The 25,986-nt window shown below is 56.6% G+C and carries 21 protein-coding genes and 1 riboswitch; of the genes, 3 read left to right on the top strand and 18 right to left on the bottom strand.

The features are described from left to right. Nucleotides 1–59: 59 nt before the first annotated feature. Nucleotides 60–2,261, bottom strand: coding sequence for a catalase/peroxidase HPI (katG, locus tag GEOBRER4_RS01605; protein WP_185243952.1), 2,202 nt, complete (start codon nt 2,259–2,261; stop codon nt 60–62). Between the two features lie 343 nt (nt 2,262–2,604). Between katG and GEOBRER4_RS01600 the strand changes: the two genes are divergently transcribed. Then, entirely contained in the window at nt 2,605–2,943 is a 339-nt protein-coding gene (locus GEOBRER4_RS01600) for a hypothetical protein (RefSeq protein ID WP_185243951.1), read from the top strand. A 600-nt stretch (nt 2,944–3,543) separates the two neighbouring features. On the opposite strand, the gene GEOBRER4_RS01595 is transcribed toward GEOBRER4_RS01600, so the two are convergent. Then, nucleotides 3,544–5,055, bottom strand: coding sequence for a hypothetical protein (locus GEOBRER4_RS01595; protein WP_197971389.1), 1,512 nt, complete (start codon nt 5,053–5,055; stop codon nt 3,544–3,546). Nucleotides 5,056–5,225: 170 nt separating this feature from the next. Between GEOBRER4_RS01595 and mobF the strand changes: the two genes are divergently transcribed. Next, nucleotides 5,226–5,735: a MobF family relaxase gene (gene mobF, locus GEOBRER4_RS01590; protein ID WP_185243950.1), complete on the top strand. Its 510-nt coding sequence runs from the start codon at nt 5,226–5,228 to the stop codon at nt 5,733–5,735. A gap of 100 nt (nt 5,736–5,835) precedes the next feature. Here mobF and GEOBRER4_RS01585 read toward each other — a convergent pair whose 3' ends face one another. From GEOBRER4_RS01585 to GEOBRER4_RS01525, 13 genes are all read right to left on the bottom strand, one after another. Beyond that, on the bottom strand, nt 5,836–6,180 hold the full coding sequence (locus GEOBRER4_RS01585; RefSeq protein WP_226377863.1) for an SPFH domain-containing protein: 345 nt from the start codon (nt 6,178–6,180) through the stop codon (nt 5,836–5,838). A gap of 82 nt (nt 6,181–6,262) precedes the next feature. Beyond that, nucleotides 6,263–6,841, bottom strand: coding sequence for a transglutaminase-like domain-containing protein (locus GEOBRER4_RS01580; protein WP_226377862.1), 579 nt, complete (start codon nt 6,839–6,841; stop codon nt 6,263–6,265). A gap of 60 nt (nt 6,842–6,901) precedes the next feature. After that, nucleotides 6,902–7,798: a hypothetical protein gene (locus GEOBRER4_RS01575; protein WP_185243949.1), complete on the bottom strand. Its 897-nt coding sequence runs from the start codon at nt 7,796–7,798 to the stop codon at nt 6,902–6,904. A gap of 1,014 nt (nt 7,799–8,812) precedes the next feature. Further along, the gene (locus GEOBRER4_RS01570) at nt 8,813–10,564 is read right to left on the bottom strand and encodes an ATP-binding protein (protein ID WP_185243948.1); all 1,752 of its coding nucleotides are present in this window, start codon (nt 10,562–10,564) and stop codon (nt 8,813–8,815) included. Between the two features lie 247 nt (nt 10,565–10,811). Beyond that, the gene (locus GEOBRER4_RS01565; protein WP_085814182.1) at nt 10,812–11,390 is read right to left on the bottom strand and encodes an antibiotic biosynthesis monooxygenase; all 579 of its coding nucleotides are present in this window, start codon (nt 11,388–11,390) and stop codon (nt 10,812–10,814) included. 36 nt (nt 11,391–11,426) lie between these two features. Then, a complete protein-coding gene (locus GEOBRER4_RS01560; RefSeq protein ID WP_185243947.1) occupies nt 11,427–12,170 on the bottom strand; it encodes a ZIP family metal transporter in 744 nt (247 codons plus the stop codon). Nucleotides 12,171–12,210: 40 nt separating this feature from the next. Next, complete coding sequence (locus tag GEOBRER4_RS01555) at nt 12,211–12,927, bottom strand: MBL fold metallo-hydrolase (protein WP_185243946.1); 717 nt, start codon at nt 12,925–12,927, stop codon at nt 12,211–12,213. Between the two features lie 221 nt (nt 12,928–13,148). After that, nucleotides 13,149–13,736, bottom strand: a complete 588-nt coding sequence (locus GEOBRER4_RS01550) for an outer membrane beta-barrel protein (RefSeq protein ID WP_226377934.1) — start codon at nt 13,734–13,736, stop codon at nt 13,149–13,151. A 113-nt stretch (nt 13,737–13,849) separates the two neighbouring features. Then, a riboswitch (cyclic di-GMP riboswitch) is annotated at nt 13,850–13,926 on the bottom strand. Between the two features lie 65 nt (nt 13,927–13,991). Continuing rightward, nucleotides 13,992–14,909: an AEC family transporter gene (locus GEOBRER4_RS01545; RefSeq protein ID WP_185243944.1), complete on the bottom strand. Its 918-nt coding sequence runs from the start codon at nt 14,907–14,909 to the stop codon at nt 13,992–13,994. Nucleotides 14,910–14,999: 90 nt separating this feature from the next. Continuing rightward, the gene (locus GEOBRER4_RS01540) at nt 15,000–15,878 is read right to left on the bottom strand and encodes a LysR family transcriptional regulator (protein ID WP_185243943.1); all 879 of its coding nucleotides are present in this window, start codon (nt 15,876–15,878) and stop codon (nt 15,000–15,002) included. A 33-nt stretch (nt 15,879–15,911) separates the two neighbouring features. Further along, nucleotides 15,912–16,709, bottom strand: coding sequence for an arylamine N-acetyltransferase family protein (locus GEOBRER4_RS01535; protein WP_185243942.1), 798 nt, complete (start codon nt 16,707–16,709; stop codon nt 15,912–15,914). A gap of 621 nt (nt 16,710–17,330) precedes the next feature. Continuing rightward, nucleotides 17,331–17,840, bottom strand: coding sequence for an OmpA family protein (locus tag GEOBRER4_RS01530; RefSeq protein ID WP_085814190.1), 510 nt, complete (start codon nt 17,838–17,840; stop codon nt 17,331–17,333). Between the two features lie 193 nt (nt 17,841–18,033). After that, the gene (locus tag GEOBRER4_RS01525; protein WP_185243941.1) at nt 18,034–19,518 is read right to left on the bottom strand and encodes a sigma 54-interacting transcriptional regulator; all 1,485 of its coding nucleotides are present in this window, start codon (nt 19,516–19,518) and stop codon (nt 18,034–18,036) included. Nucleotides 19,519–19,831: 313 nt separating this feature from the next. Here GEOBRER4_RS01525 and GEOBRER4_RS01520 point away from each other — a divergent pair, with 313 nt between their 5' ends. Next, complete coding sequence (locus GEOBRER4_RS01520) at nt 19,832–23,236, top strand: acyl-[ACP]--phospholipid O-acyltransferase (RefSeq protein ID WP_185243940.1); 3,405 nt, start codon at nt 19,832–19,834, stop codon at nt 23,234–23,236. 92 nt (nt 23,237–23,328) lie between these two features. Here the strand turns inward: GEOBRER4_RS01520 and GEOBRER4_RS01515 are convergent, their stop codons facing one another. From GEOBRER4_RS01515 to GEOBRER4_RS01505, 3 genes are all read right to left on the bottom strand, one after another. Next, entirely contained in the window at nt 23,329–24,054 is a 726-nt protein-coding gene (locus tag GEOBRER4_RS01515) for a Tll0287-like domain-containing protein (protein ID WP_185243939.1), read from the bottom strand. A 262-nt stretch (nt 24,055–24,316) separates the two neighbouring features. Beyond that, nucleotides 24,317–25,141, bottom strand: a complete 825-nt coding sequence (locus GEOBRER4_RS01510; protein WP_185243938.1) for a nitroreductase family protein — start codon at nt 25,139–25,141, stop codon at nt 24,317–24,319. A 143-nt stretch (nt 25,142–25,284) separates the two neighbouring features. Next, complete coding sequence (locus GEOBRER4_RS01505) at nt 25,285–25,920, bottom strand: flavodoxin family protein (RefSeq protein WP_185243937.1); 636 nt, start codon at nt 25,918–25,920, stop codon at nt 25,285–25,287. Nucleotides 25,921–25,986: the final 66 nt, after the last annotated feature.

Here is a 25,986-nt window from a genome sequence, read left to right as displayed (position 1 = left end):
CCCTGTCGTGCATGACAGGGACCTCTGCTTTTTTAGCGGGCTTTATCCGCATCCGATCACTATGACTTGGCGATGTCGAAGCGGTCGAGGTTCATCACCTTGCACCAAGCCGCAATGAAGTCAAGCAGGAACTTCTCCTGTGAGTCCTTGCAGCCGTATACCTCCGCCTGGGCTCGGAGCAGCGAATTGGAACCGAAAATGAGGTCGACACGGGTGCCGGTCCACTTCATCTCGCCGGTAACGCGGTCGCGCCCCTCAAAGACATCTTCGGCTTCCGAGGTCGCGCTCCACGTGGTGCTCATATCGAGCAGATTCACGAAGAAGTCATTGGTGAGCGTTCCCGGCTGCTTGGTGAACACCCCGTGCCGGGACTGATTCGCGTTAGCATCCAGAACGCGCATGCCGCCGATGAGGACCGTCATCTCTGGTGCGCTCAGCGTCAGTAGTTGCGCTCGATCAACGAGCAACTCTTCTGCCGATACCGAGTACCTTGCCTTGAGGTAGTTTCGGAACCCGTCCGCTGTCGGTTCCAGGGGGGCAAATGCAACCACGTCGGTTTGCTCCTGCTTCGCATCAGTGCGTCCCGGCGTGAATGGAACAAGAACTTCGTGGCCGGCATTCCTTGCTGCCAGCTCTATAGCAGCGCATCCACCAAGAACGATCAAATCGGCGATCGATACCCGCTTGCCGCCAGACTGGGCGCTGTTGAACTGTTTTTGGATTCCCTCAAGGGTTTCTAGCACGAGCTTCAACTGAGCCGGCTGGTTAACTTCCCAATCCTTTTGCGGGGCAAGACGAATGCGCGCCCCGTTGGCCCCACCGCGCCTGTCGGAGCTGCGGAAGGTGGATGCAGATGCCCAAGCAGTCGAAACCAACTGCGGGATCGACAGCCCTGAGGTAATGATCTTGCCCTTGAGTTCAGCGATGTCTTTATCGTCAATGAGCTCGTGATTCCGTGCGGGGAGTGGATCCTGCCAGATCAGATCTTCTGCAGGAACCTGTGGGCCGAGATAACAGGCGCGCGGCCCCATGTCACGGTGCGTCAGCTTGAACCAGGCCCGGGCAAACGCATCTGCGAACACGTCAGGCTGCTCATGGAAGCGCTTGGAAATCGGCCCATAGATCGGATCCAACTTCAGGGCGAGGTCCGTGGTAAGCATCATGGGCGCATGCCGCTTGGTTGGATTATGGGCGTCCGGCACGGTGCCCTTTGCGGCGGGATCGGTTGGAGTCCACTGATGTGCACCGGCTGGGCTTTTGGTGAGAGCCCAATCATAACGGAACAAGACGTCAAAAAAGCCATTGTCCCACTTCACCGGGTTCGTGGTCCAGGCTCCCTCCAGACCGCTTGTGATAGTGTATTCGCCTTTCCCGGTGCCGAAGCTGCATTTCCAACCCAACCCTTGCTCAATGATGCTTGCGCCTTCCGGCTCGGGCCCCACATGCGTTGCAGCGCCGGCGCCGTGGCATTTGCCGAAGGTGTGCCCACCGGCGATGAGCGCCACAGTTTCCTCGTCATTCATCGCCATACGAGCGAAGGTTTCGCGTATATCCTTTGCCGCTGCAAGCGGATCAGGGTTGCCGTTCGGGCCTTCGGGATTCACATAGATCAGACCCATCTGAACGGCGGCCAGTGGATTTTCCAGCAGCCGCTCGCCGGAATAACGTGTGTCGCCCAGCCAGGTATCTTCCGCCCCCCAGTATATGTCCTCTCCTGGCTCCCAGATGTCCTCGCGCCCGCCACCGAAACCGAATGTTTTGAAACCCATCGATTCAAGCGCACAGTTGCCAGCGAAGATCAGCAGGTCGGCCCAGGAGATCTTCTTGCCGTACTTTTGTTTGATAGGCCATAACAGCATGCGCGCCTTGTCGAGGTTGGCGTTGTCGGGCCAACTGTTCAGGGGGGCAAAGCGCTGACTGCCAGATCTTGCGCCGCCGCGGCCGTCGCCGGTACGGTAGGTGCCGGCGCTGTGCCAGGCCATGCGTATGAACAACGGACCGTAGTGGCCGTAGTCGGCTGGCCACCACTCCTGTGAAGTGGTCATCAACTCGAAAATATCCTGCCTGACTGCGGCCAGGTCGAGAGTCTCGAATTCTTCTGAATAGTTAAAATTACCACCCATGGGATTGGATAGGGGGGAGTGCTGGTGCAGAATCTTGAGGTTCAACTGGTTCGGCCACCAGTCGCGGTTCATTCTACCACCTCTGGCTGAGTGCTTGTTAGCTCTGCCTGTTACCGGGCACTGACTGTCGGTGCTCATAGGATTAGCTCCTTTCATTGGTGTGGGCGACCGAATCCAATCTGAATAAAGTTATAAGAGGCACGCTCTGCGGCTGATTCTGAGAATCAGTAAATAAAGAGGTTACATAGCATCAAGGGGTTGTCAACTTGGTGTTGCCAACCCAATGCATGCCATGGTCCTGCCTGGAAATGTTGAGTTCTGAATGTCAAAGACAGGCGGATTGGCAACGCGCTCAGTTTCAAGGGGCATTCCCCTTCGCCCCGGTTCCCTTCCCCCCTCCCTCAGACACAACATTGATTGGCGCTAATTTTGAAGTATCATCTCCCGTTGAACGAGAAACCTACCTAAAGGAGGAGAAGCGATGCGGCGACTATCTAAATCATTGGTGATCGGCGGCTTGGGTCTTGGCTTTATTTGCGGTGCAGCCAGTCCTGGCTTGGCTCTGCCTAAGCAGCAAACCTTCCACTGCGCATGCGACTGCTCATACAACAGACAAATTGACCACACGGTCAATTTCAGCACATCCGATTGCAGCGTAGCCATCGGCATGGTGTGCCAGGTCGAAGTGCCCCAACAAGGAGTTTGGGTGATCCGTAACGGCGAAATCACAGGCTGCCTGGGAACGGCAGCTTCAGGCACACGGAAGATCGACTCCGTGGGAGTAGGCATCCCGCCGATTATCAAAGACATGCCCCGTTAACTCGAACCTCTCCTTTACTTCGCTTCACAGCAGGCGCAAAAGAGCCCCCTCTCATACAACGACAGGGGGCTCGATTATTTAACCGGAATTTGCAGTGCCAGGTTTTCAGACCTGGCACTCAGCGTGCGAATTTCTGGTCGGGGTTGCCATACAGGGAGCGGTCACCTCATATGTCATGCTCTTAATCAGTATTGTGTCCCCGGAATTCACTTACAAACCGCGGTGTCGGCAAATTCAAGCTCTGACCCCGCCCCCTCCCTAGGAAAGTAAAGTTTACAGACGCGACCCCGTTCTGCTTTATAGGTACAGCGTCTTAGGTGAGACGAAGAGTTACACAACTTACCCACTGTCCCCTCACCCCTCAAATTCAAGCTCTGACCCCGCCCTCTTTTTTTTGAAACGCCAGATAACCTGAGGTTGCGGCGAACAAAATTGCAAGTGAGGGGTAAAGAAGCTCCTTCCACGTGTGGCTTCTTTTAAAGATATCAGATAGCCATGCTGCTATTGATGCTAATGTTCCAATGCCAACTAAGATTTGCCATATTTTTAGACTCGTTTGCAATTGTTCCTTCCTTTTTTGTCTGTTGTTTACCACAAATTTTACATTGGGCTTTTTATAGGAGAATGGGACTTCCGATAGATTGGATCTTCATTTTTGGGATTATACACAAACGCCTCTTTATCCAAGATGACTCTAGACCCCAATATGTCGCGAGCCTCACCAAGGGACCAAGTCGTTGACAAATCGTGTGTTAGGTTCCTGTATACCGAACTAAAGCCTCTATTCTTATCGAATTTTAAAAAGTCTGGCAGCTTAACGGAAAAGTTATAATCTGGGAGCGTTGGTAGACCTTTTAGGGCTGCCACAGTATTGTAAATGTGTACCAGTCGAGTAACCGGAACTCCTTGTTTTGTTTTGATCCCATATTTTGTTCTCATGTCAGTTGATGCTTTTTTCAAATCCACAATTATTTTTGTTACAGCCTTATTTGCCGAACCAATGTCAGACTCATCGAACAAACGTCTTACCTCTCTTAGTTGTTCTCTGGCTTCCTGGAACTCGGATCTTTCCCTTAATTCTAAGGTTGCAGTGATTAGTGTAGCAGGGTCTCCAGTCTGCCTTGCCATCCAAGCACCAAATATTGGCAAATCGATGGCACTCGCTGTTGCCAGTCCACCCTGCTGTATTGCAATAATGTCCTCGCTAAAAGTACTGGAAAATGATTCTACAATTCGCTTAGGGTAGTTCTGCCCGTAGTTACAACTTTGGCTGATGTAGTGTTGTTGGTAAGCCTGCCTTATCGGGTAGAGGAAGGTATCTGCTTGCAGGTATTTCGCCACCAGTGAATAAAAAATTGACCTATTTGCTAACCATACAAGGGAAGCAACAAACGGTTTTATCGCACCCGTCATGCCACCAGTGCTTCCGTCCCCCCATTTCGCTCCTGGAATTTTGTAACCAGAACCTATGGGCTGGCCATAACGATCGAATAGCGCTACATCCCCTGATGTTCGTTTTCCTGAATCCGCAGCATCGCCAAGTTCACTGAAAATTGCAGCGGCTAAATTTCCGTACTTTTCAAATTCTTCGCTGTTTTTTTCAGCGAGTCCTTTTAGCGTTAGATAATAGATGCTTGAACTTACATCCCACGTGCAAATAATGTGCGTTTGCAAGAGTTCAAGTAATCTTTTAAAGTCTTCGTTCACAAATTCACCGCCCCTTATTTCAGGACGTAACTCTGCTGATTTTTCGCTAGCCTTTGCAGCTAGTGCATCCAGATTATAATCAGCAGATCTCAAAAAATTTACGAAGTTGAAAGACTTAATCCTAGCATCCCGATGTCGAGGTATGTAGTCGTCAATAGCGATAATCTGGTCGTAAAACAAAACAGCTTGTAGGAAGTTTTCCAGAGCGACTATGTCCGTATCTACTGAATCTCTGGATTTAGTTTTAACCTGCCCAAGGATTCTCTGGACAGCAGTCAATGTAGCATTATCTACAAGTGCGTATGTCAATTTTTCCTCCATTTCAGCGAGTATGTCACCGACTTTCCCATACCTTTCCAGCAGTTGCTTGCCCCCCCTCTGGCTTGGCTTGGGATTCAAGCGCAATCTTAGTACCCTCCCCCTGACTGGGCGCAGCATATCATGCTAGGTTAATGAATAACAATAAGAAATTGCTCCTGCTGCTGACGTTGGAATGTTGCTGATCTTTGTTAAAGTACGCTAATGTATTATGGCGCTTTGGAACAAACACCACGGCCTTTCGCTCACCGGAGGTGATGGCGATGATGTCGGTTTCGCCAGGGATGGCCGCCGGGCAAGCTGGTGGGTATTTCTCCAGGGAAGACTATTATCTGGGCGGACTCGAGGAAGGGAGCAGCCACTGGTACGGCCGGGGAGCAACGGCACTGGGGCTCGACGGCCCAGTCGCGGAGGAGGAGTTCCGCGCCCTCTGCCGTGGGGAAGACCCGGAGGGGAACCGGATCGTCGCACCCAAGCTGAGCCGGGATCCAGAAAGCGGCTTGCTTGTCGAGACGCATCGGGCCGGCAACGACTGCACCTTCTCAGCCCCCAAGTCGGTCTCCATCGCCTATGCCGCAGGGATGGACCTGGTCCGGGAGGCGCACGACGCGGCGGTGCTCTCGGTCCTCTCGCACATGGAGGAGCATTACTCCCATTACCGCAGTCCTGAGGGGATCAGGTGCGGCGACATGGTGGCGGCGAAGTTCGACCACGCCACCTCCCGGAACGTCGATCCGCAGCTGGGAGTGTCAGGGGTCAGAGCTTGAACTTGAAATAGCTGCAAATTCAGGCTCTGCCGCCACCACACAACCACATGTTCAGAAAGGCGCCCCCCGCTTTATAGGCCCGTCGCTTTTGTCCCATAAATTACATGCTTCTTCCAGCAATCCCCTTTACGGCGCCGAGTATGTCGGCTGGCAACACGAAGTTCTTTGTGTTCGGCGAGGCGGAGAGCTTTTGAATGGCATTCACATAGCGGTCGCCAAGTAGGAACAGGGCGGGGAGCTCTTTGTCGCCTACTGCTACTGCAATATCCTCGATCGCCTTGGCGGAGGCCTCGGCTAACATGATCTGGGCTTCGGCTTCTTTCTTCGCCGCTTCGAGCTTGCCCTCGGCTTCCCGGATCATCGCTTCTTTTTTACCTTCCGCTTCCAGAATCATTGCGCGCTTCAACCGCTCGGCGGTCGCCTGCTGCTCCATCGCTTTCTGCATGGACTCGGACGGCTTGATATCCTTATATCTCTTATGACTTCACCAGAATTCGCAGTTGGTGACGTCATCGGAGGCTCTCTTCTCAAAAGGCTCTCGGCAGATCCAACCACAGCTCTTTTCTGCTGTCGTATTTCCTCAGCTTGTCGACCACACTGGGAACCGGTGCGGCAAAGATCGTTTCGTAAATGAACTCACCGGCCGCAGGATCCATGTCGAAGGCAAGCTGCTCTTTCTCGACACTGAACTGGGCATCGATGCTGCCGGTGTTCCCACGCGCATCCAGCCTTATCCACTTGTTGAGGGTGGCTAAATAGACGCAGTTGAAACCGTGTAATACCAACTCGTTGTTGACCGGCGGATCGAGCCGCAACACCTGGTAGCAGAACCCGGCCGGGATACCGACCGCCCGCAACAACGCGGCCAGCAGATGACTTTTGGCAAAGCAGATTCCCGTGCCATGACGTAGAACTCCGCTGGCCGTGCAGGTCACGACGTCCATGCCGACGTCATTGGAATGGGGAATAGCGTCCCTTACCCACTCGTACAGACAGCGGGCCTTGTCGACGTCACCGGCAAGCGATCGCGTCAGATCAAGCGCTTTCTGCCGCACTTCAGGAGCCTTCCAGTCGACGATAGTGTCAGAAACCAGGTAATCGTTCATTTCATGCGATTGAAGTTTAATAGCCCCCTCCTTCAGCGATGAACTGTTGGTCTAATCATCTCAATTTACCGGGACAAGGGACGACACTGACCGGTAATCATAGTTATAATCTGGCGCATATTGAGCTCCATCGGTCATGACGAATCTCAGATATTTAACGTCCGCAAGATTTACTGGAGCTACCGAGACGTTTGTGGTTGCGGGAACTATGGACAGTTCACCTGCCGAAGTTATCAGATCAGTACTGGCATGATCGCTGGTTGCGTACTCGTTGGTGGTCATCCCCAGGTAGTTCTTGTTCGCATCAAACAGCCATATATACGAGTTGTACTTTCTTTGTTCAGACCAAAGGTATGCAGTCCGCACCGCTGACATACCGATGCTGCTGATTTTGCCCCCGTTATCCGGCGAATACTGCACCTGATACCCCTGGGAGGGGTAGCGGGCCAATGCCGCTACGTATCCACCCGGAAAAACTGGGGACCAGTCCTCTTTGGTATAGAGATAAGGGCGGCTTGCACTGGCAGTACTCCCCGGCTCATGCAGCGACATTTCAAATGGGTAAGTCGGGATGTTTTTCAGCTTTACGTGGAAACTCCATGTCCCAGCAAGAGGGATCGCTTCTCGGTTTGAGAACACCAGGGTGGCAACCAAGCAGGGGGAGCCGTTACTGGACGTGCTGAAGGATAAATTGGGGGTCCAGTACGCACCTGTTGGAGAAGTGATGACGATGCCGTCTATCTGGTCTTGTGGGATAGATTCGTCATAGTAGAGGCGGACGTTTAGGATACTGTTATCGCCAGAAGGGACAATATCAGATGGGACGTTATCGAACATCCAGCCAACTCTCTTAAGGACAGTAACGGGTGTTGCTGTGCTGTCTCCTCCGCCACAACCCGCCAACAAAAACAGTGAACAGGCCACCAACATGACCACACCGACAAATCTCAATTTCAACGTTGTCCCTCCGAAATATTAAATAAATAACAGGTGTGGCAACGAGTACCGGGTTATCTGTTTGGTACCCCAATTAAACTTCTCGGAGCCTCGTTTAACTTAGATGGAGTGTCATTTTATAATATCGGACCACCATTTTATTTTGTTGGAGTTCCAACTTACATAAACGGCATACAGGCATTCTTATGTGGCGCTCCGTTTATTTTAGTCGGCACTCCATTTTTACTTGCTGGGACTACGGTGTAACTAAAGGGGAGCTCCATTTCTACCAGGCTGGCATGGCGAGTGAACTAAGCGGAGCTCCAGTTTTACTTTTCGGCGTACCGCGTAACCTAAAACGGCACTCCACTTACGCCAACCGATGCTCTATTTCACAAAAAAGGAGCTCCGATATTGCACATCGACATGCCACTCAGAAAAACCGGTGCTGCCTCACCGCCCAAGCGAGCTCCCATTTGCCCCGACGGACCACCTGGAGGTGTCCACCCGCCCCGCTTCAACTTGTTATACGGCACTTTCTCGAAGTTAGTTGGAGCACCAACTTTTTAAACGGCATGCCGCTTAAGTTATTCGGACCACCGCTTTAGTTGAATGGAGCTCCATTTTAATGGAACAGACCTCCCAACTTTTTTAAATGGCCCTCCATATAGGTTTGTCGGGAACTCCACTTAAGTTAATCAGCCCACCATTAAAGTTCGGCGAGAGCTCCACCTCAGTTAAACCGCCCCTCCGTTTGAGGTTGTTCGGCGCTCCATCTAAGTTGGTCGGCACTCCGTCTTCGCTGAACGGTATCTCCGCTTCGGTTAAACAGCCCTCCGTCCTGGCAAAACGGCTATCCGTTTCGGTAAGACGGAGCCCCGTTCGAATGAAATGGCTCTCCGAGTTGTTTGGTCGGCGCTCCCTCTTGCTTGGGCGGCGCTCCGTCTTAGCTGAACGACATTCCGCTTAAATGGAACGGGCCCACCGCTTCGGTTGGGGAGCGCTAAGGCGTGTGATGACTGCGGATAATGCGGGTTAATTCGGCAAGGTGAAGTAGAAGGTCGCCCCCTTTCCTACTTCTCCCTCAGCCCAGATGTCACCACTGTGACGCTGGATTATGCGCTGAGCGGTGGTAAGCCCGATCCCTTCTCCTTCGAACTCCCCGGTATGCAAACGCTGGAAGGCAACGAACAGGTTGTCCTTGTACTGCATGTCGAACCCTGCGCCGTTATCTTTGACATAGAAAACTGCGCCTTCGCCTCGCTTTGAACTGCCGAACTCGATATGAGCATTTACGGTTTTGGAGGTGTACTTCCAGGCGTTTCCCAGCAGATTCTGAAGCAACTGTTGCAACAGTGTCCGGTCCCCCAGCACCCGCATATCCTCTTCGACAAATATTTTGACCGTCCGCTTCGGCTCCATCTCCTGGAGAACGGTCAAAATGGACGCGGCCATCTCGCTCAAATCCACCGGCTCCAGTTTCAGCGCCGCCCTCCCTACCCTGGACAGTTCAAGCAGGTGGTCGATCAATCCCCCCATCCTGTTGGATGCTGAGCGGATCCGCTCCAGGTAGTCCTTCGAAGTAGGCGGCAGTTCGTCCGCTAATTCCTCCATCATAATGGCGCTGAAGCTGTTGATGTGGCGCAGGGGAGCGCGCAGGTCATGGGAAACGGAGTAACTGAATGACTCGTGTTCCCTCATTGCTGCCTCCAGATTGGCGGTTCGCTCGGCAACGCGGCTTTCCAACAGGTCATTTGCCAGTATCAAATCTTGTTGCTTGCGCAGAATCTCCTCGTGCAGTTGTTGCCGCTCTGTCACGTCCATAATCATCGCCTGCTTGGAAACGATCTTGTTGTTTTTCCTTATCGGGGTATTGGAAACTTCGTACCAGCGGTTGTCTTTTGGGCTTTGCACCACCCAACGATGGCTCTCGCCTGCAAAAATCAGGTCGTTTTTACACCAGGGGCAGATGGCATCAAGTCCATGCAGAGCTTCATAACATGGCTCGCCGGTGGCGTCGTGCCCAATACGCCGCTTCAGGGCTTCATTCAGGAACTCGATCCGGTAATCGGCCGAGCAGATGTATATCAACCCGTCGAACGCTGTCACCATAGCGCGGTAATATTCCTCGCGCTTTCTGAGGCTATCTTCCTCCCACCGCCTAACTACCGCAACGGTCACGCTGTCTGCCAACAACTCTACAAGTGAGATAAACCCTTTGGAAAATCGATCCTTGCGTCGATCGTTGAACTGTATCAGTCCTATGATTTCTTCATTATGGTGAAGTGGAACCAGGGCTACTGATTCGTATCCCTCCGCGCTGCATCTGTTGCGGGTTCGTGACTGGAGGTCCTCTTCGGTAGTACCTTCGAGTAACTCACTGGTACTGTTTGTCCAGAAACTGCCATTCGGGGTGAAGAAAGGCTTGCCATGGTCAAAGCGCCCGCAGAGGATGTTGCCGCACATGCATTCCAGAACCGGATTGCCGATGTTGTCCCTTTTTATCTGGCCGGCCAAGTCTTTTGCGCACAGATGACTCTCAGCGTTCACGAACTCAGATGCGAAACCCAGGGTATGGAAATAGGGGTAATCCTCTTCTTCACGAAGTCGGACAGCTACAGCTTCACATCCTGAAAGTTCTTGAAAAAAAGGTAACAGCGTGGACATGACCTCTTCGGAGGATTTCCCTGAGGCAAGTAAGTGCAGCAGTCGGATCGAAGCCAAAAGGTGGCGTTCGTCAAGTTCGCCTTTCTTCTTGAGGTCTTGCAACAAATCTTCTGTGGTCATTTCTGTGGTCGCCTTCCTTGCATCATTAGATGCTGACAATTCACTTCATAGCGAGTTTGGCTAAACCTTGGCGGTCCGATTTCGGGCAATCAGACTATCACGCGCAGTTGGGGGATATCAATTAGTATTTGTCAAGACAGTGGATTCGTAGAGGGAAACGATGCGAAGGGGGTGAAGAGGACTGGAGGCAGGGTTTGAGAGTGCTATTTGGGAAGTGCCAAGATCCGGGGCAATAGTACAAGTTACGCTAATCCGTTTCTTCATACAGCCAGCGCTTCACCAGCCGGGTGTAGCGCGGCATTATCACAAAAGTCATCAGCGCCACGATGACCGCAGCGATTAGCAGCGCCTTTACCAAGGGGAACTGCAAAGGTCCCGTCGCGCCGAACAATGGATTCAGAAGGTAGGGGATGATTAAGGTCAGCGGGTAAATGGCAGAGAGGACAAGAAGAAACTGCTTCCAAGATTTAGGTGGCTTTATGTACTGGGGGGTAAACCAGAAATCGACCCCGGTCCTGACCTCGTGGACATCACCTTTGGTCAGGAGGTCGCTGACCCGGCTGACCATTGATTTGCGATCATCGGAGTGCGCCCAGGCGTTAAGATTATGGTAAGTGTCGAATCGCAGTATTGAGGTGTACGTCCTCGTCCCTTGGGCCGGGCGGAATACCTCCCTTCCGAGATAGCCAGGGGCACGGCTGACCAGGCTGAGAATGTCAGAGAGCCAAGCCTCGTACCGCTCCTCTTCACCCTCCTTGATGGTGTGGGTGATGATGAAGGCGACGGACTTGGCCTGGTCGATATCGAGGTTGCTTTCAATGCCCACAACGTCCCCCCAGGATCACAATATATTTTAGCGGGATTACCCTTGCAGTTTGCTCAACACGAATGAGACCAGGAACCCTGCTGTCGTTATCAGCCCGACAATGGCGCCCCCTTCTTCAAATGCCTCTGGCATCATGGTGCTGGCCAGCATGGTGAGGATCGCTCCTGCCGCGAATGCCTGGATCCCGCCGATGATGTTCCCCGACACGCCGGCCAATAGCAGGTAGCCCACCAGCGAACTGGCGGCCGAGATCGCCACTACGGCGGTCCATACCAGAAGGATGAATTTCCTTGAGTGCCCCGCTTTCTGCATCCCCGATGCCGATGACAAAGACTCCGGAATGTTGCTGAGGAAGACGGCGACGACCATGACGACTCCTACCGTCCCCCCCTTGAGCAGACTAACGCCGATGGCAATGGACTCGGGGATGCCATCCATGAGTGCCCCCAGCAAGATCGCGGTGGAGGATCCACCTGCCTGCTGCCCTTGGGACCGTTTCCGATGTTTGCCGCCTTTCTTCTCGATGATCTGGTCGCCCACGTAAAAAAGGATAGCGCCAAGGGAAAGCCCGATGGAGGCGGCGTCGAAACCGCCGCTGCGAAACGCCTCGTCCATCAGCTCGAAAGCTACGGAAGAGATGAGAACGCCGGCGCCGAGCGCCATAACGGCTGAGATCACCTTTTTCGATGTCGGAACGAAAAGGCCGATGACGGCCCCGATGAGAAGGGAACATCCCCCCACCAAGCCCCAAAACCCTGCCGCGAGTGCACTGTTTCCCATAGGTTGCTCCTTGCCGCAAGGAAGTTCACCATCTTCAGGTTCAATATCCCCCAAATATGGGGCCGGCGTCGAACCTGCGCTTCCACTCGCCGTAGCCGATCACGTAGTTATAGCCGCAGACGGTGGAGAACTGACGGTCGCTGATGATCTCTTCGATGACTCTTCCCCCTGCGATGGTGAGGTCGGCGGGACCGAACGGGTTGTATTTCAAGCGGTCGCCATCGAGAAAGACGTAGTCGCAGATGAAGAAGACGTCCTCGAAGATGTAGCAGGTGAACCCCGGGGTATGCCCCCCGATATGGAACGCCTCTATCCCGTTGTGGACGAAGTTCTCCTGGAAGGTGGCGTCGAAACTGAAGGGGCGGCAGATGTCGTGGGTGGAGTCGAGTTGGTGGATGCGCACCTCAGCTTCGAAGTGATCGCGATAGAGGTTGGAAGCACCGAGGAAGTGGTGATGGGTGAAGAGTATGGTATCGGCCTTGGCGAGCGAGGTATCGAAGCAGGACGGGCAGTCGATCCAGCACGCGCCGTTGCCCGTCTCGATCCGGTAGGCGGCATGCTCGATGCCGAGGGCGGGCTGGGAATTGAGCCTCGACACTTTTTGGTTCACCGGAGTCGAGGTGACACGGAAGCGCGCTGAGCATTCTTCCGCGGTTATGAAATGCTTTGACGAGGCGCCGCAAAAAGGGCAATGGGAGGGATGGAACCCGATCATGTTGAAGCCGCAGACCAGGCAAACGTGCTGTTCGCGATTCATAAAGGCCTCCGTTACCGAAAAAAAGCAACAGGGGTGATTATCGCACCGGGAATGGAAAGGGCAACCGGCCTAAATAAGGCCTGGCCGGTGTCTGCCTGACAGACACCGGCCGGAGAAATTCTTAAAAGTAAATCCCCCTAAATCCCCCTTCGCAAAGGGGGACTTAGGGAAGGCACAGTGGGACATACTGATGTTCCAACTTCTGGACTCGTTTCGCCAGGTCAGTTGAAGAAGAAACGGACTCCGAAGGCGGTGGAAAAGTTGGTCGGATCGAAGGAACCGCTGTGGTAGCCGTCTTCAGTGATGTCGGCGTCCGGCGCCAGCACTAGCTTTGCCTCGGCGCTCAAAGCGACCTGTTTTTCGATGAAGTAATCGACCCCACCGCTCACATGGACGCCTAGAGTCGTATCCACATGCCGGTTCCCACCGAAATTTGCGTCGTAGTCAGTGCTGATGACGTCCAATCCGGCTCCAACATAGGGGACCAGCCTTCTGTCATGCATGTTTGTGATCCGGTACTGGCCTCCGAAGGAGACATTGGTGACGTCGAAGTCGCCGGTTTCCGAATCGAAGTAGTAGTTGCTCACATCCAGTTCAGCAGCGAAATGATCGTCGATGCCGTAAAGCAGACCGCCGCCCAAGACCAGGCCGGCGTCGGTGTTGTTGTCCCTGAAGCCGTATTCAGCTTCGTTGTCAGCCGGGATGATAAACCCGACTTTCCCAGTCACGCCCAACCTCCCCTTGATGCTGTCAGCCATGGCAGTACCAGGGACCAGGGAAACAAGCGCCAACAAACCTGCAAGAATCATAAATCTCTTCATAATACTTCCTCCTTTGATTAGCTCAGATCGCACAGAAATAGCTGTGGCCTGAGGCATGGAACGAAAAAAGCCGGGCCACCCTGAATATCGAAAAAGATATTTTCGGCGACCCGGCTGTCTCAGTGAGACCCTATAGGCTTTCCGTCCCATCCTCGCGGAAGGTTTAGTATTGTCGTATATCTGTAGCAGTCGAAGCGGCGATATAGATAACCCAATGAGGAAATGTTGTCAAGGGGCGAAGGATCATCTCAACAGCCAGAGCGTGAGCGGGAGGGTGAAAAAGGAGAGGCAGGTCTGAACGGTGATTATCACCGCCATGCTGTCATGGTCTCCGCCCATCTGCCTGGAAAGGATATAGGCAGTCGGCGCGGTAGGGACACTGAAAAGCAGTACCGCGACTCCGGCGGCAACCCCGGACAAACCCGTGGCTGCCGCCAGATACCAGGCGATGACCGGCTTGCAGACGAACTGGATGCCGCAGCTTGTCAAAAGCGGCTGCCAGTGCCGGGCTATGTTGCCGGGGCGGTATGCGGCCCCTACCGCCATCAGACCGACAGGAAAGGCTGCCTTGCCGAGAAGGGTGAGCGAACCGTCGATCGCCGACGGCAGTTTCACCCCGGCGGCGTTGATGCCGATGCCCAGGGCGCATCCCCAGATCAGCGGGTTCCGCAACAGGTCGCGCCCTACCTTCTTCAGGTCGCAAACGCCGTCGCCGACGGCCACCGAGAAGGCGGAGACGCATAGAACGTTGATGATCAGTATCATGAACCCCGCACCCAGGGAGGCCAGGAACAGGCCTTCCTTCCCGAACAGGTTTTCTGCAAGGGCCAGCGCTACGAAGGTGTTGAAGCGAACCCCGCCCTGGAAAAGCGAAGTGAAGGCCGCTCCCCCCATCTGTCTGCGCATGAGCCAGCCCAGGATCACGAACAAGACGCTGGCGAAGATGGCGCCGCCGACCGTGAGCAGTATGTTCAACCAGGGCGAGGAGCCGATCTCTTTGCCGGCGAGGCTGTGGATCAGGGTGGCCGGCATCAGGAGGTAGTAGGTCAGCTTTTCCGCGGAAGGCCAGAAGGAGGAGGGGATGAATTCAGTGCGCCTGAGGAGAAAACCCAGAAGGATCAGCGCCAGAACAGGGGTGAGGGCATTTACGATAACGGCCATGCTACAACCTCTTCATGTTGGACTGTGGCAAGAGGGTAGCACGACCATGTCTTTAAAAAAAGTTGATAGTTTTTATCTCTTCCTTGAGTTTTACTTCAGCTTTGCCTGCGACAACTCGTCCAGAACCTTGCAGGTCAACGCCAGGCGTGGGTGTTGCCGCTTCTGGTACATACCGACGCGCCGTGTCAGCTGCGGGGTGCCGAAAGGGGTGAGGGTGAAATTGCTGCCGACGTGATCCAGGCGCGATTTGCCCAGCGGCACCACGGCAATCCCCAGCCCTGCCTCCACCAAGGCGAGGGCGGCTTCCAGGGAATCGAATTCCATGACCTCGCGCGGCCGGATTCCGTGCAACATCAGCTCGCGGTCTACCATGGCGCCTGCCCAGGCCATCTTGTCGAAGCGCACGAAAGGAAAGCGCTCGAACAGCAGCCGGACGTCTTTGATGCCGGCTCCCAGGGGAGCAACCACGAAAAAAGGCTCTTCATCGTACGGGATCCATTCGTATTGCGGCGGCACGGCGTAGGGGGGCTCTGTCGTCAAGGCGGCGTCAAGGTCGCCCTCTTCGACTTTGCGCACGAGTTCGGTGGAAAGTCCCGAGACCAGTTTCACATGCATGTCGCGGTAGCGGGATCGAAGCCGCTGGAGTGCGGGAGGGAGCGAGCCGGTGATCACCGTAGGGACGGCGCCCAGCGTCAGCAGCCCCTGCACCCCGTCGGCAGGGGAAAGCCGCCCCTTTATTTCATCGTAGATAAGAAGAATCTCCGATGCCCGGTCCACCACGTAGCGGCCGTTCATGTTGAGCCTGGGACTGCGACCTCCCCTTTCGAATAGCTGCACGCCCAGTTCGTCCTCCAACTTCTTGACCTGCAGGCTTACGGCCGACTGGGTCAGCCCCAGCTGGTCGGCTGCGGCTGCGAAGGTTCCTTTGCCGGCAATGGCGGTGAGGATGCGAAGGCTGCGCAAAGACACGGTTACTCTCCTTTGGGGGGTCGTTCCCTTTTCTCAATCAAAGAGGTGCGAAAGCCGGCTCTTCAGAGAGGCAAGATCGAGACTCTTCAGGCCGAACTCCTGGTCGAGAACCTGAACCACTTCATCGAAGGTCGTCAATTCCCTTTCGGTCTCTCCGTCAGCGCCCACCGTGCGAAAGAGGCGATCGCGGAGCGTTTTGCGCCCGCTATCCGTGGTCAGCGCGGCGACCAGGCTTTGGGTGAAATACGAGTTGGGGTGGGTCGACGTGTAATGATTGCCGGGGATGTAGTCCTGGGGACGCACCGGGCAGGGGAGCAGGCTGTACAGGTTCTTCCATTCCCCATCCGCAAGCCGCGACAGCATGGTTTCCCCGTTGTCGGTCGCATCAAGCCGGAACGTGTCAGGGCCTTGTACCGCGGCCTCACCGGGAGACCAGGGCAACGGCTCCCTCAACGTCCCTCCCCCGAAGCCGACATCGCAAAGGTAGGGACGGTCTTCCACGAAAACACGCAGCGTCATATGGGTCAGCGAAGGCGCCGGTGCGCCGTTCGCCCAGACCCTGCCAAGCAGGCGCTCTAGCTTGTAGCCAAGGCGCTCAAGCAGATGGGCAAGAAGGCCGTTCAACTCGAAGCAATAGCCACCCCTTCCCTCTCCGACCACTTTTGCGAAAATGTCGCTTGGTTCGAGGCTGATGTTCTTACCTTCCAGAACGGCCACGTTTTCGAAGGGCACCGTTTTGGTCATCGCCCTGTGCAGGGTCTGAAGGCGCTTCAAGGGTGAATCTGGAAGTGACTGAACCCCAATTCGTTCGAGAAATAGATCAATATCCATAACCGATCCTGCTTTCCTTATTTCAACTCCTGGATACTTCCAGGTGCTGACTCACTCTTTGTCGTATGCTTGGTCGGGGTTGGCGAAAGGAGATACTTTTCGCCGCCAATTTCCATACTGGGCCATGAACAACCAGCCGTTGCCAATATTGCTGATAGCAAAACCAACCTGACGAGTACTTGGTCAGTGCAGCGCGTGATCTCTGCCGCCATGCTTAATCCTCCGGCCTAATGTGGAATTCGATGCGCCCCTCGAAAGGATCCTGTCCGGGCTCACAAACACGGAAGGAGCGGCTGGGTTTTCGGTTGCGTAGCTCTTTACGGAACTCCATGTCACGGTACACCAGAAAACATACAACCAGGAGGAAAATGGCAATGGCATAGATCATGGGAAACTCCATATCTTCCCTCACCCGCCTTCGCGGACCGAAGCGCTACGGCGCGCAGGCCCGCCCTTCGGGCACCCTCTCCCAAAGGGAGAGGGTATGGACGGCACGTCGGTTTAGTCTTTCTCCCCTCGCCCTCTGGGAGAGGGGCGGGGGGGAGGGCGACATTCATCTGTGCAGCTTTGAGATTATGACGATAGAGAAAAAGGGGAGCCGGACGGCTCCCCTTTGATTGGCTACATCTTGGTGACGGTGAAATCGACGCGGCGGTTCTTCGCCTGGCCGGCCTTGGTCTTGTTGTTGGCAATAGGCTGGCTGTCGCCGAAACCTTTGGCGGAAAGGCGCTTGGCATCGACCCCCTTCTTGTCCACCAGGTATTTCACCACGGCATCGGCACGGTCCTGGGAAAGCTTCTGGTTGGCCTCGGGCTTGCCGACGTTGTCGGTGTGGCCGTCAACCTGGACGTGGAAGCCGGGGTAGTCGGTCATGATTGCCGCGATGGCGGTCATGGTCTTGTCGCAGGAAGGATCGATCTCGGCTTTGCCGGTCTTGAACTTGATCGGCCCCTTCTCGTTCTGCACCTTCTTGAGCTTCTTGGTCACGGCGCTGAGCGCCCCTTCCTTGGCGCTGGCAGCAACGCTCTTACCTGCTTCCTTCCCCAAGCCCTTGAGAGCGTCAAGCCCTGCATGGGCAACACCGGAAACCATCAGCGACAGTACTGCAGCAATAGCAACTTTTTTGAACATACATCCTCCTTTGTTGTTTTAGCAGGCTTGAGGCACTCCCCGAAGCCCACCAAATATTATCCCGCCTGCCTGGTGAGTCAATGAGCGGGACAGCAAGATACATCCGACAGACAGACTGGACTGCTTGATCAAAGCAAATAATTGCTTGTTATTGCCTATGGCGCGCTCTATGTCAATGGGATTCACTTGTAGTTCATTCCCTGTTTCTACCCATCTCCACGTACTTCTTGACGGTGCGCCGGTCGAGCCGGGTCCTGCGGGCTACTTCCTCGTAGGTGCCGAAGCTTTGATAAAGGGACGCGCAGTAGGCTGCAAGCAGTTCCTCGGCATTCATCGAACCTTCCGCCATCTCCCGGGAAAGCCGGGCCGCGGCGTCCTGCTTCGGGACTTCCCGTTTCACCCCCTGGTAGCGTCCGGTGAGGATGATCCTCTTTATCGCCTGTTCCAGCTCCCGCACGTTCCCCGGCCATGCGTAATCCGGCCCGAGGTCGCGCTTCAGGATCCTTTTCACCAACTGCTTCTCGCGCCCCGGCATCTCGCCGGCAAGACGGGCGAGGAGAACGCCAAGCAGGTTGTCCAACTCCTGCGGCTCCTCTTTAAGGCGCACCCTGAGGGGAGGAAGCGTGATGACGTCGGAACAGAGGCGGTAGTAGAGGTCGTCGCGAAACTTACCGCTTTCCAGCATCTCGTCCAGCGGACGGTTGGTCGCAGCGACGATGCGCCCGCTGAAGCGTCTGGCCTCGTGACTCCCCACCGGGAAGAAGATCCTCTCCTGCAGCACCCGGAGCAGTTTTATCTGCACAGGGATGCTGACGTCGCCTATCTCGTCCAGGAAGATGACGCCGTGCGGGGCGCAGCGGCTGAAGAGCCCTTCGTGGTTGTCGACGGCGCCGGTGAAGGCGCCTTTCTTGTGCCCGAAGAGTTCGCTTTCCAGCACCCCTTCGGAATACTGCGACAGGTTGATGGAGACGAAGTTGCGGGTGAAGCTCTCGGCAAAGGCGTTTTTTGCGACGTCGAAGGGAATGAACCCGGAGCGCCCGATGGCGGCGGCCGCGGCCCCCTTGCCGGTGCCGGTTTCCCCCAACAGAAGTATGGAGAATTCCTCCATCTTGTCCCAAAGGCCCGCCTCGAACCACCTCATATCGTGGGTGAAAACGCAGTCCCAGAGGTGCCGGCGCAGGGTCTTCATTGAGGGGGAGCTCCCCACCAGCCCATTCTTGATGAAGTAGAAGGCGCGGCGCAGCTGGTAGAAGACGGCGAGGACGCGCACCGCGTCCTGGTCGCTTATGCCGAAACCGGTCAGCTCCCCCAGCACGTGCCGGGCGAAGGGGACGCGGCACTGCTTGTCCCCCTCCTTCAGCTGGGTCTTTATCAGCTCGTCGAAATGGTCCAGGTAGCGGTGGAAGACGTGAAAAAGACAGACCCTGCGCATGACCTCGCGCCGGTGTCCGTCCAGACTGCGCAGGTCGGCCACTCCCCTGTCGCTCAGGCTCTGCAGCTGTGTGTCGATTCGGGTCACTACCGCACGCAGGATCTCGTCGGCCGATGAACCAGGTGCGGCCCCGCTTATGGCTATATCGAGATCGTCTCTCGTTTCACCGAACGGATTGGCAAACGCGGCGCGCGCAACTGTCTCCAGGAATTCCCACTCGCTGTCTGTAGCTCTTGATGATTTCATGCATCGAATGTACTGGGTGCGTACATTGAATGTCAATTGGGTTTTTGCCTTCACCTGGCAGACAAATACACTTATGGCTTTGGATCAAGCGGTTACATGGCTAAGTGAATGAAAAGAGCGATTGGCATAGTCCCTGTAATAGGGAAGGCCTGAGAGGCAAATCCCCCCTGTCCCCCCTTCGCAAAGGGGGGAACGTTTGCCGTCCTGCAATGTTTCGTGGGCAAACGTACCGCGGGTCCTGTATTTCCTGTCAACACAATAGCAAAAGCCTTTGATATCCGGTTATGGCATTGAAATCACCATGAGGTATGAAATGACAACGTATAGACAAAGCTCCAACCCGCTCGCCTGGCTCAACGCGACACAGTTCCTCGGTGCCTTGAATGACAACATACTGAAGCTTTTGATCATCTTCTTTCTGATCGGGCGCCTTGGCGCGGCCGAAGCGGGTGCGGTCACGGCCGGCGTGGGCGCCGCCTTCGTACTCCCCTTCCTGCTCCTGTCGGCGCCCGCCGGGAGCCTCGCGGACAGGCTGGCGAAGTCGCGGCTGATCGTCTGGGTGAAACTGTTCGAGGTGGCGACGACGCTTCTGGCGGTAATCTCCTTCGCCCTGCGCTTTGAGCCAGCCCTATACCTGGTCGTTTTCCTGATGGGATGCCACAGCGCACTCTTCGCGCCGGCAAAATACGGGGTAATACCGGAACTGGTCCCCAAGGAAGGGCTGTCGCGCGCCAACGGGCTGATCGAATCCTTTACCTTCCTGGCCATCATCGTCGGCACTGCCATCGCCTCGGCGCTCTCCCAGGCGGCAGGTGGGCGCTATTGGCTTTCGGCCTGCGCCTGCCTCGCCGTGGCGCTCACCGGGCTCGGCTCGGCACGGTTGATGGGGAACACTACCCAATGTAACGCCTCCCGCCCGGTCGCCCTCCTCCCGACCCGGATTCTCAAGACGGTGAACGAAATGCGCCGGGACCGCCACCTCATGCTGGCGGTCATCGGGCTCGCCTGGTTCATGTTTATCGGCGCATTCGCCCAGTTGAACCTGATCGGCTACGGCATTGAGGAACTCGGGCTCAGCGAGGCGCAAAGCGGCTACCTGTTCCTCGCGGCGGCCTTCGGCATCGGCATCGGGTCGCTTCTTGCCGCGAAGCTCTCGGGGAGGGACGTGGAGTTCGGCATCGTGCCGCTCGGGGCAACCGGCCTCACCTTGGCGCCGGTCCTGCTGCACGCCGTCCCCGGTAACCTCGCAGCAAGCCTTGTCATCATCGTCGGCTTCGGCGTCTCGGCCGGGGTGTTCAGCCTGCCGCTGCAGACCTTCATCCAGCTTCGGGCGGACGACTCGAAACGGGGCGAAGTGCTGGCGGCCTCAAGCTTCATCAACTGGGTGGGGATCCTCGCGGCTTCCGGGCTCACCTGGCTCTTCAGCGGCCCGCTGGGACTTTCCGCGGCGCAGGGGTTCAGCGTCGTCGGCGCCATGACCCTGATCCTTACGGCTCTTTCCTTCTGGGCACTCCCGGACTTCCTGCTGCGCTTCCTCGCGCTTTTGACCATGCGCGTCTTTTACCGCATCAGGATCATCGGGAAAGACAACCTCCCCGTGGAAGGGCCGGCGCTCCTCATCCCCAACCACGTGACCTGGGCCGACGCGCTCCTTCTGACTGCAACCAACCAGCGCCGCATCCGCTTCGTCATGGAACGGAGCATCTACAACACCCCCATCCTCAACGCCCTGTTCCGGCTCATGGGGGTGATCCCAGTCTCCTCCACCGACGGCAAGAAGGAGATGCTGCAATTCATCAAGAGCGCCCGCGCCGCGCTTGACCAGGGGTACATGGTCTGCATCTTCGCCGAAGGGGCGCTCACCCGCAACGGGATGCTGGGCGAGTTCCGCGGCGGCTTCGAGCGCATCGTCAAAAACAGCGCCTACCCCATCGTCCCCGTCTACATCGGCGGCGCCTGGGGGAGCATCCTCTCCTACGCGCACGGCCGGCTTCTCTCCAGGCTTCCGGCCTTTGCCCCCTACCCGGTCACCATCCTCTTCGGCGCGCCGATGCCGGCAGCAAGCCGCGCGGTCGAGGTGCGTCAAAAGGTCGCGGAACTCTCCTGCGACTATTTCGAATCGAAGAAAGGAGAGCGCCGCCCCTTGCCGGAATACTTCGTGCGCACGGCGCGGCAGCAGTGGCAGCGCAAGGCCGCCGCGGACAGCTCCGGAAAGACCCTTTCCTATGGCCGGACCCTTACCGGGGCCGTGGCGCTGGCGGGGAAACTGAAGCAGGAGATTGGCGAAGCCGAGCATGTCGGGATTCTCCTTCCCCCTTCGGCGGGAGGGGTGATGGCCAACCTGGCGATCTCCCTCTTGGGGAAGGTCCCGGTGAACCTCAACTACACCGCGTCGGAAGCCTCCTTTCGCTCCGCCATCGACCAGTGCGGCATCAACACCGTGATAACCTCGCACGCGTTCCTGGAGAAGCTCCCGAACCTGCCGCGGCTCTCCGGGATGATCTTCCTGGAGGAACTGGTCCCCGCCCTCTCCCGCTTCGACAAGCTGGCGGCATTGGTGAAGGCGCGCCTTTTCCCGGTGCGATTCATCTGCCGCAGCGCAGGCTTTCACCCGGACCGGACCGCGACCGTCATCTTCTCGTCCGGCAGCACCGGCGAACCGAAGGGGGTCATGCTCAGCCACCACAACATCATGTCAAACATCGAGGCGCTGCGGATGGTGTTCCGGGTCGACCTGAACGACAACATCTGCTCCGCCCTCCCCTTCTTCCATTCGCTCGGGTTCACCGGGACGCTATGGTTCCCTCTGGTGTCAGGCTTTTCCGCCGCCTACCACCCGAACCCGATGGAAGGGGAGAAGATCGCCGCGGTCGTGCGCGAGCACAAATCGACACTGCTCCTCGCCACCCCCACTTTCCTCCTCGCCTACCTGCGCCGGGCAAACCGGGAGGATTTCGCCACCCTGCGGCTGGTGATCACAGGGGCCGAGAAGCTGAAAGCGAAGGTCGCCGACCTATTCGAGGAGAAGTTCGGCGTGCGTCCGATGGAGGGATACGGGGCAACCGAGCTCTCGCCGGTGATCACCCTGAGCCTCCCCGACGTGGAGATCGACGGGGTCAGGCAGCAGGGCTCCAAGGAGGGAAGCGTGGGGCACCCGATTCCGGGGGTCGCGATCAAGGTGGTCGATCCCGAGAGCGGGGCCGTCCTTGCGCCGGGAGAGGCAGGGATGATCCTGGTCAAGGGGCCGAACGTGATGTCCGGCTACCTGGGGCGCGCCGACAAGAGCGAGGAGGTACTGCGGGACGGCTGGTACCTGACCGGCGACATAGGCGTCATGGACGAGGACGGTTTCATCAGGATCACGGACAGGCTTTCGCGGTTCAGCAAGATCGGCGGTGAGATGGTGCCGCACGGCGCGCTGGAGGACGAACTGCACGCGCGCCTGGGGCAAACGGGCGTGCTGGCGGTGACGGCAGTGCCCGACGAGAAGAAGGGGGAAAAGCTGGTTGTGGTTTACACCAGGGGGGCGACCGATGCCGGGGCCCTGCAGCGGCATCTGGCGGAGAGCGCGCTTCCGAACCTCTGGAAGCCCGCGCGCGATTGCTATCTCGAAGTGGAAAACCTCCCGATGCTCTGCACCGGGAAGCTGGATCTGAAAGGGCTGAAGGAGTTGGCTCTGGCTGAACAACACGGCATCGCACACGGATTTTGCGGATGACGCGGATAGAGGCGGATCAATCCGAGTTTTGGATTTATCCTCGGTAATCGGTTTTTATCCGCGTCATCCGCGTGCGATGCCTTTGCCTGGCTCTACATTACCGGCACGGCTACGCTGATGGCACCGCGCAGCTCACCTTCCTTGTAGCCTTCCCTTTTGTACCCGGAGACGTCGACGCTCCCGGCGGGGTCACCGTGGCAGGTAAGGCATGACTTCCCGACGTAAAGCGGCACCAGGTATCTCAGCACCTTTTGGCCGTTCAGTTCCGTTTCTTCAACATGGACCTGCTCTCCTTTGCCCAGGGCGAACTTCTTCAAGACGGCCGTCTCGTACTCGTCCGGCTTGTTGTGGTCGGCGCGGAATTGCAGGCTGGTCTGCTTGATCCTCAACTGTGAGCGTTTTTCCAGGGTTGCGCCCACTTTCGCGCCGAACGCGGCGGGATTGTACCCCTTGAATCCCTTCCCCTGCTGGTTAATCACCGGCTGCGCTTCCGCAACCACCAGCTTCGCCGATTGGTGGATATCCGAGAGGGCCTTGCCGAAGTCGTCGTCCCCCATCTTGGTGATGTCCGCGGAAGTCCTGGAGAGGAATTCCATCCTTACCTGCTGTTCATAGACAGCAGGAGTGAACCCCTTGTCACCTTTAGCGGGGTCATTGATTAGTTTCTGGTTCTGGGCCAGGACGGCGCGGGCCGAGAGAAGATATTCCGCCATTGCAGTCGCGACCGATTCTTCTTTTTCACCAGCAGACAAGATGTTCGCACTCAAAACGATTGCTACGGACAAGACCAGCGCTGCGGGCTTCAGACCTTTGAACATGCCTTCCCTCCATACCGAAATTGTATTGTATCCCATAGACAGAAGCGTTACCGCGACTGAGGATACTGAGTTTATTCGGCGACCATTTAGTTTTACTTAAACAATAAATGTGGGGGGATTTGTTTGATGAGGTTAAAAAAACAGGGGTACGGCACCGCACACGGATTTTGCGGATGACGCGGATAGAAGCGGATTAACCCCGGGTTTCGATTTATCCGCGGTAATCGGTTTTTATCCGCGTCATCCGCGTGCGATGCGTTTGTCAGAGCGGGCGGTGGATCAATGCCGGGGTGTGCTGGACGGTCCTCTTGTAGCTTACGGCTGGCCTGCCGAATGCCATGGCGCAACCCACGAGGTGGTCCTCGGGGATGCCGAGCCGCACCCGGCTCTCGGGGACAAGGTCATTGATGGCGATCCTCGCCAGGCCGTCCCACACGGTGCCGACGCCGTTGGACTGGGCGAAGAGCTCGAAGTAGGACAGGGCGATGATGCAGTCGGGCATCGGGGACGCGACCGTCTGCGGCACGGACGCTACCACGAGGTGAGGAGCCCCGCGGAAGAGGACGTCAATCCCGTCTTCCTCCCACATGCGCACGAAGTCGGCGAAGAAGGCGTACGCCTCGGGAAGTGCGTTCTCCCTTACCAGGCGCCCCAGACCCGCCATGACCTCGGCGCGAAACCCCGCCAGCTTTTGCTTGTCGTCTATGACGGTGAAGCGGACCTGGCGCGAATTGACCCCGGTCGGGGCATGCCAGGCGACCTCCAGAAGTCGCTGCAGCAGTTGCGGCTCCAGGTTCTGGTCCAGGTACTGCCGCACCGACCGGCGCCCCTTGATCAGGGTCTCGACCTGCTCCGGGTCGGGCAGGTTCCCCTCGAGCAGCCGGCTGTCTTCCGCCCTTCTCCCGAGTATGGAAACCGCCCCGGTGGGGCAGATGGTGAAGCAGTGCTGGCAGCGATAGCAGTACGGTTCTTTTTCCGCGGCCATGGCGGGATAGCCCTGCTCCATGGCTATGACCCTGGGGATACAGTCGGCGACACACTTGCCGCAATGGTTGCATTTCTCCCGGTCGACCTTGAATTCCAGCATATGGACTCCTTTGACGGCATCGCACACGGATTTGGCGGATGACGCCGATAAAGGCAGATCAATCCACGGTTTTAGATTTATCCGCGATAATCGGATTTTATCCGCGTCATCCGCGTGCTATGCCTTTGCGTCGGTTTCTATGATTACCGGACGAAGTTGGTCATTACCTTCGCTTCTTTCTCAGGCGCCGGCACCGCCCCTTTGCCGTGCTGCACCAGCTTCATCAGCCACGCCATGTTCTTGCCCAGGACGCTCATGATCTGCACCCCTTCCTCGTCCTTGAGCGCTTCGCCGGGGACCCTGCCGTGGATCACGTTCCAGTAGTTGGAGGTCGCCACAAGCATCTCGGAGTAGTTGATGAAGTGGTTCAACTGGTCGAAGGTGGTCACGCCGCCGGAGCGACGCACCGCCACGACGCAGGCGCCTACCTTGTGCCGGAACAAGCTGCCGTTGACGCCGCCGACGAAGAAGGCGCGGTCAAGGAACGACTTCATGGTCCCGCCAATACCGGAGTAGTGCACCGGGGAGCCGAGGAGGATGGCGTCGGCGCCCTTCATCTTCTGCACCCACTCGTTAACCTCGTCGTCCTTCAGCGCGCACTGCTCGTCCTGGTTTTTCGCGCACTGCATGCAGGCGATGCAGCCGCGGATGGTCTTGTTGCCCACGTGGATGATCTCGGTCTCTATCCCTTCCTTCTCCAGCTCGGCGGCGACGAGCTTGATGGCGTGATAGGTGTTCCCTTCCCGGTTGGGGCTTCCGTTGAATGCCACCATCTTCATGTTGTGTTCCTCCGATTGGTGTTGTATTCCAGGCTTTTCTTTCAGAGTGAGATGGGCTATATAGGA

Origin of the sequence: Citrifermentans bremense, from assembly GCF_014218275.1 — a bacterium.
GTDB classification, from domain to species: Bacteria; Desulfobacterota; Desulfuromonadia; order Geobacterales; family Geobacteraceae; genus Geomonas; species Geomonas pelophila.
This window is presented reverse-complemented; position numbering and strand designations above follow the sequence as displayed.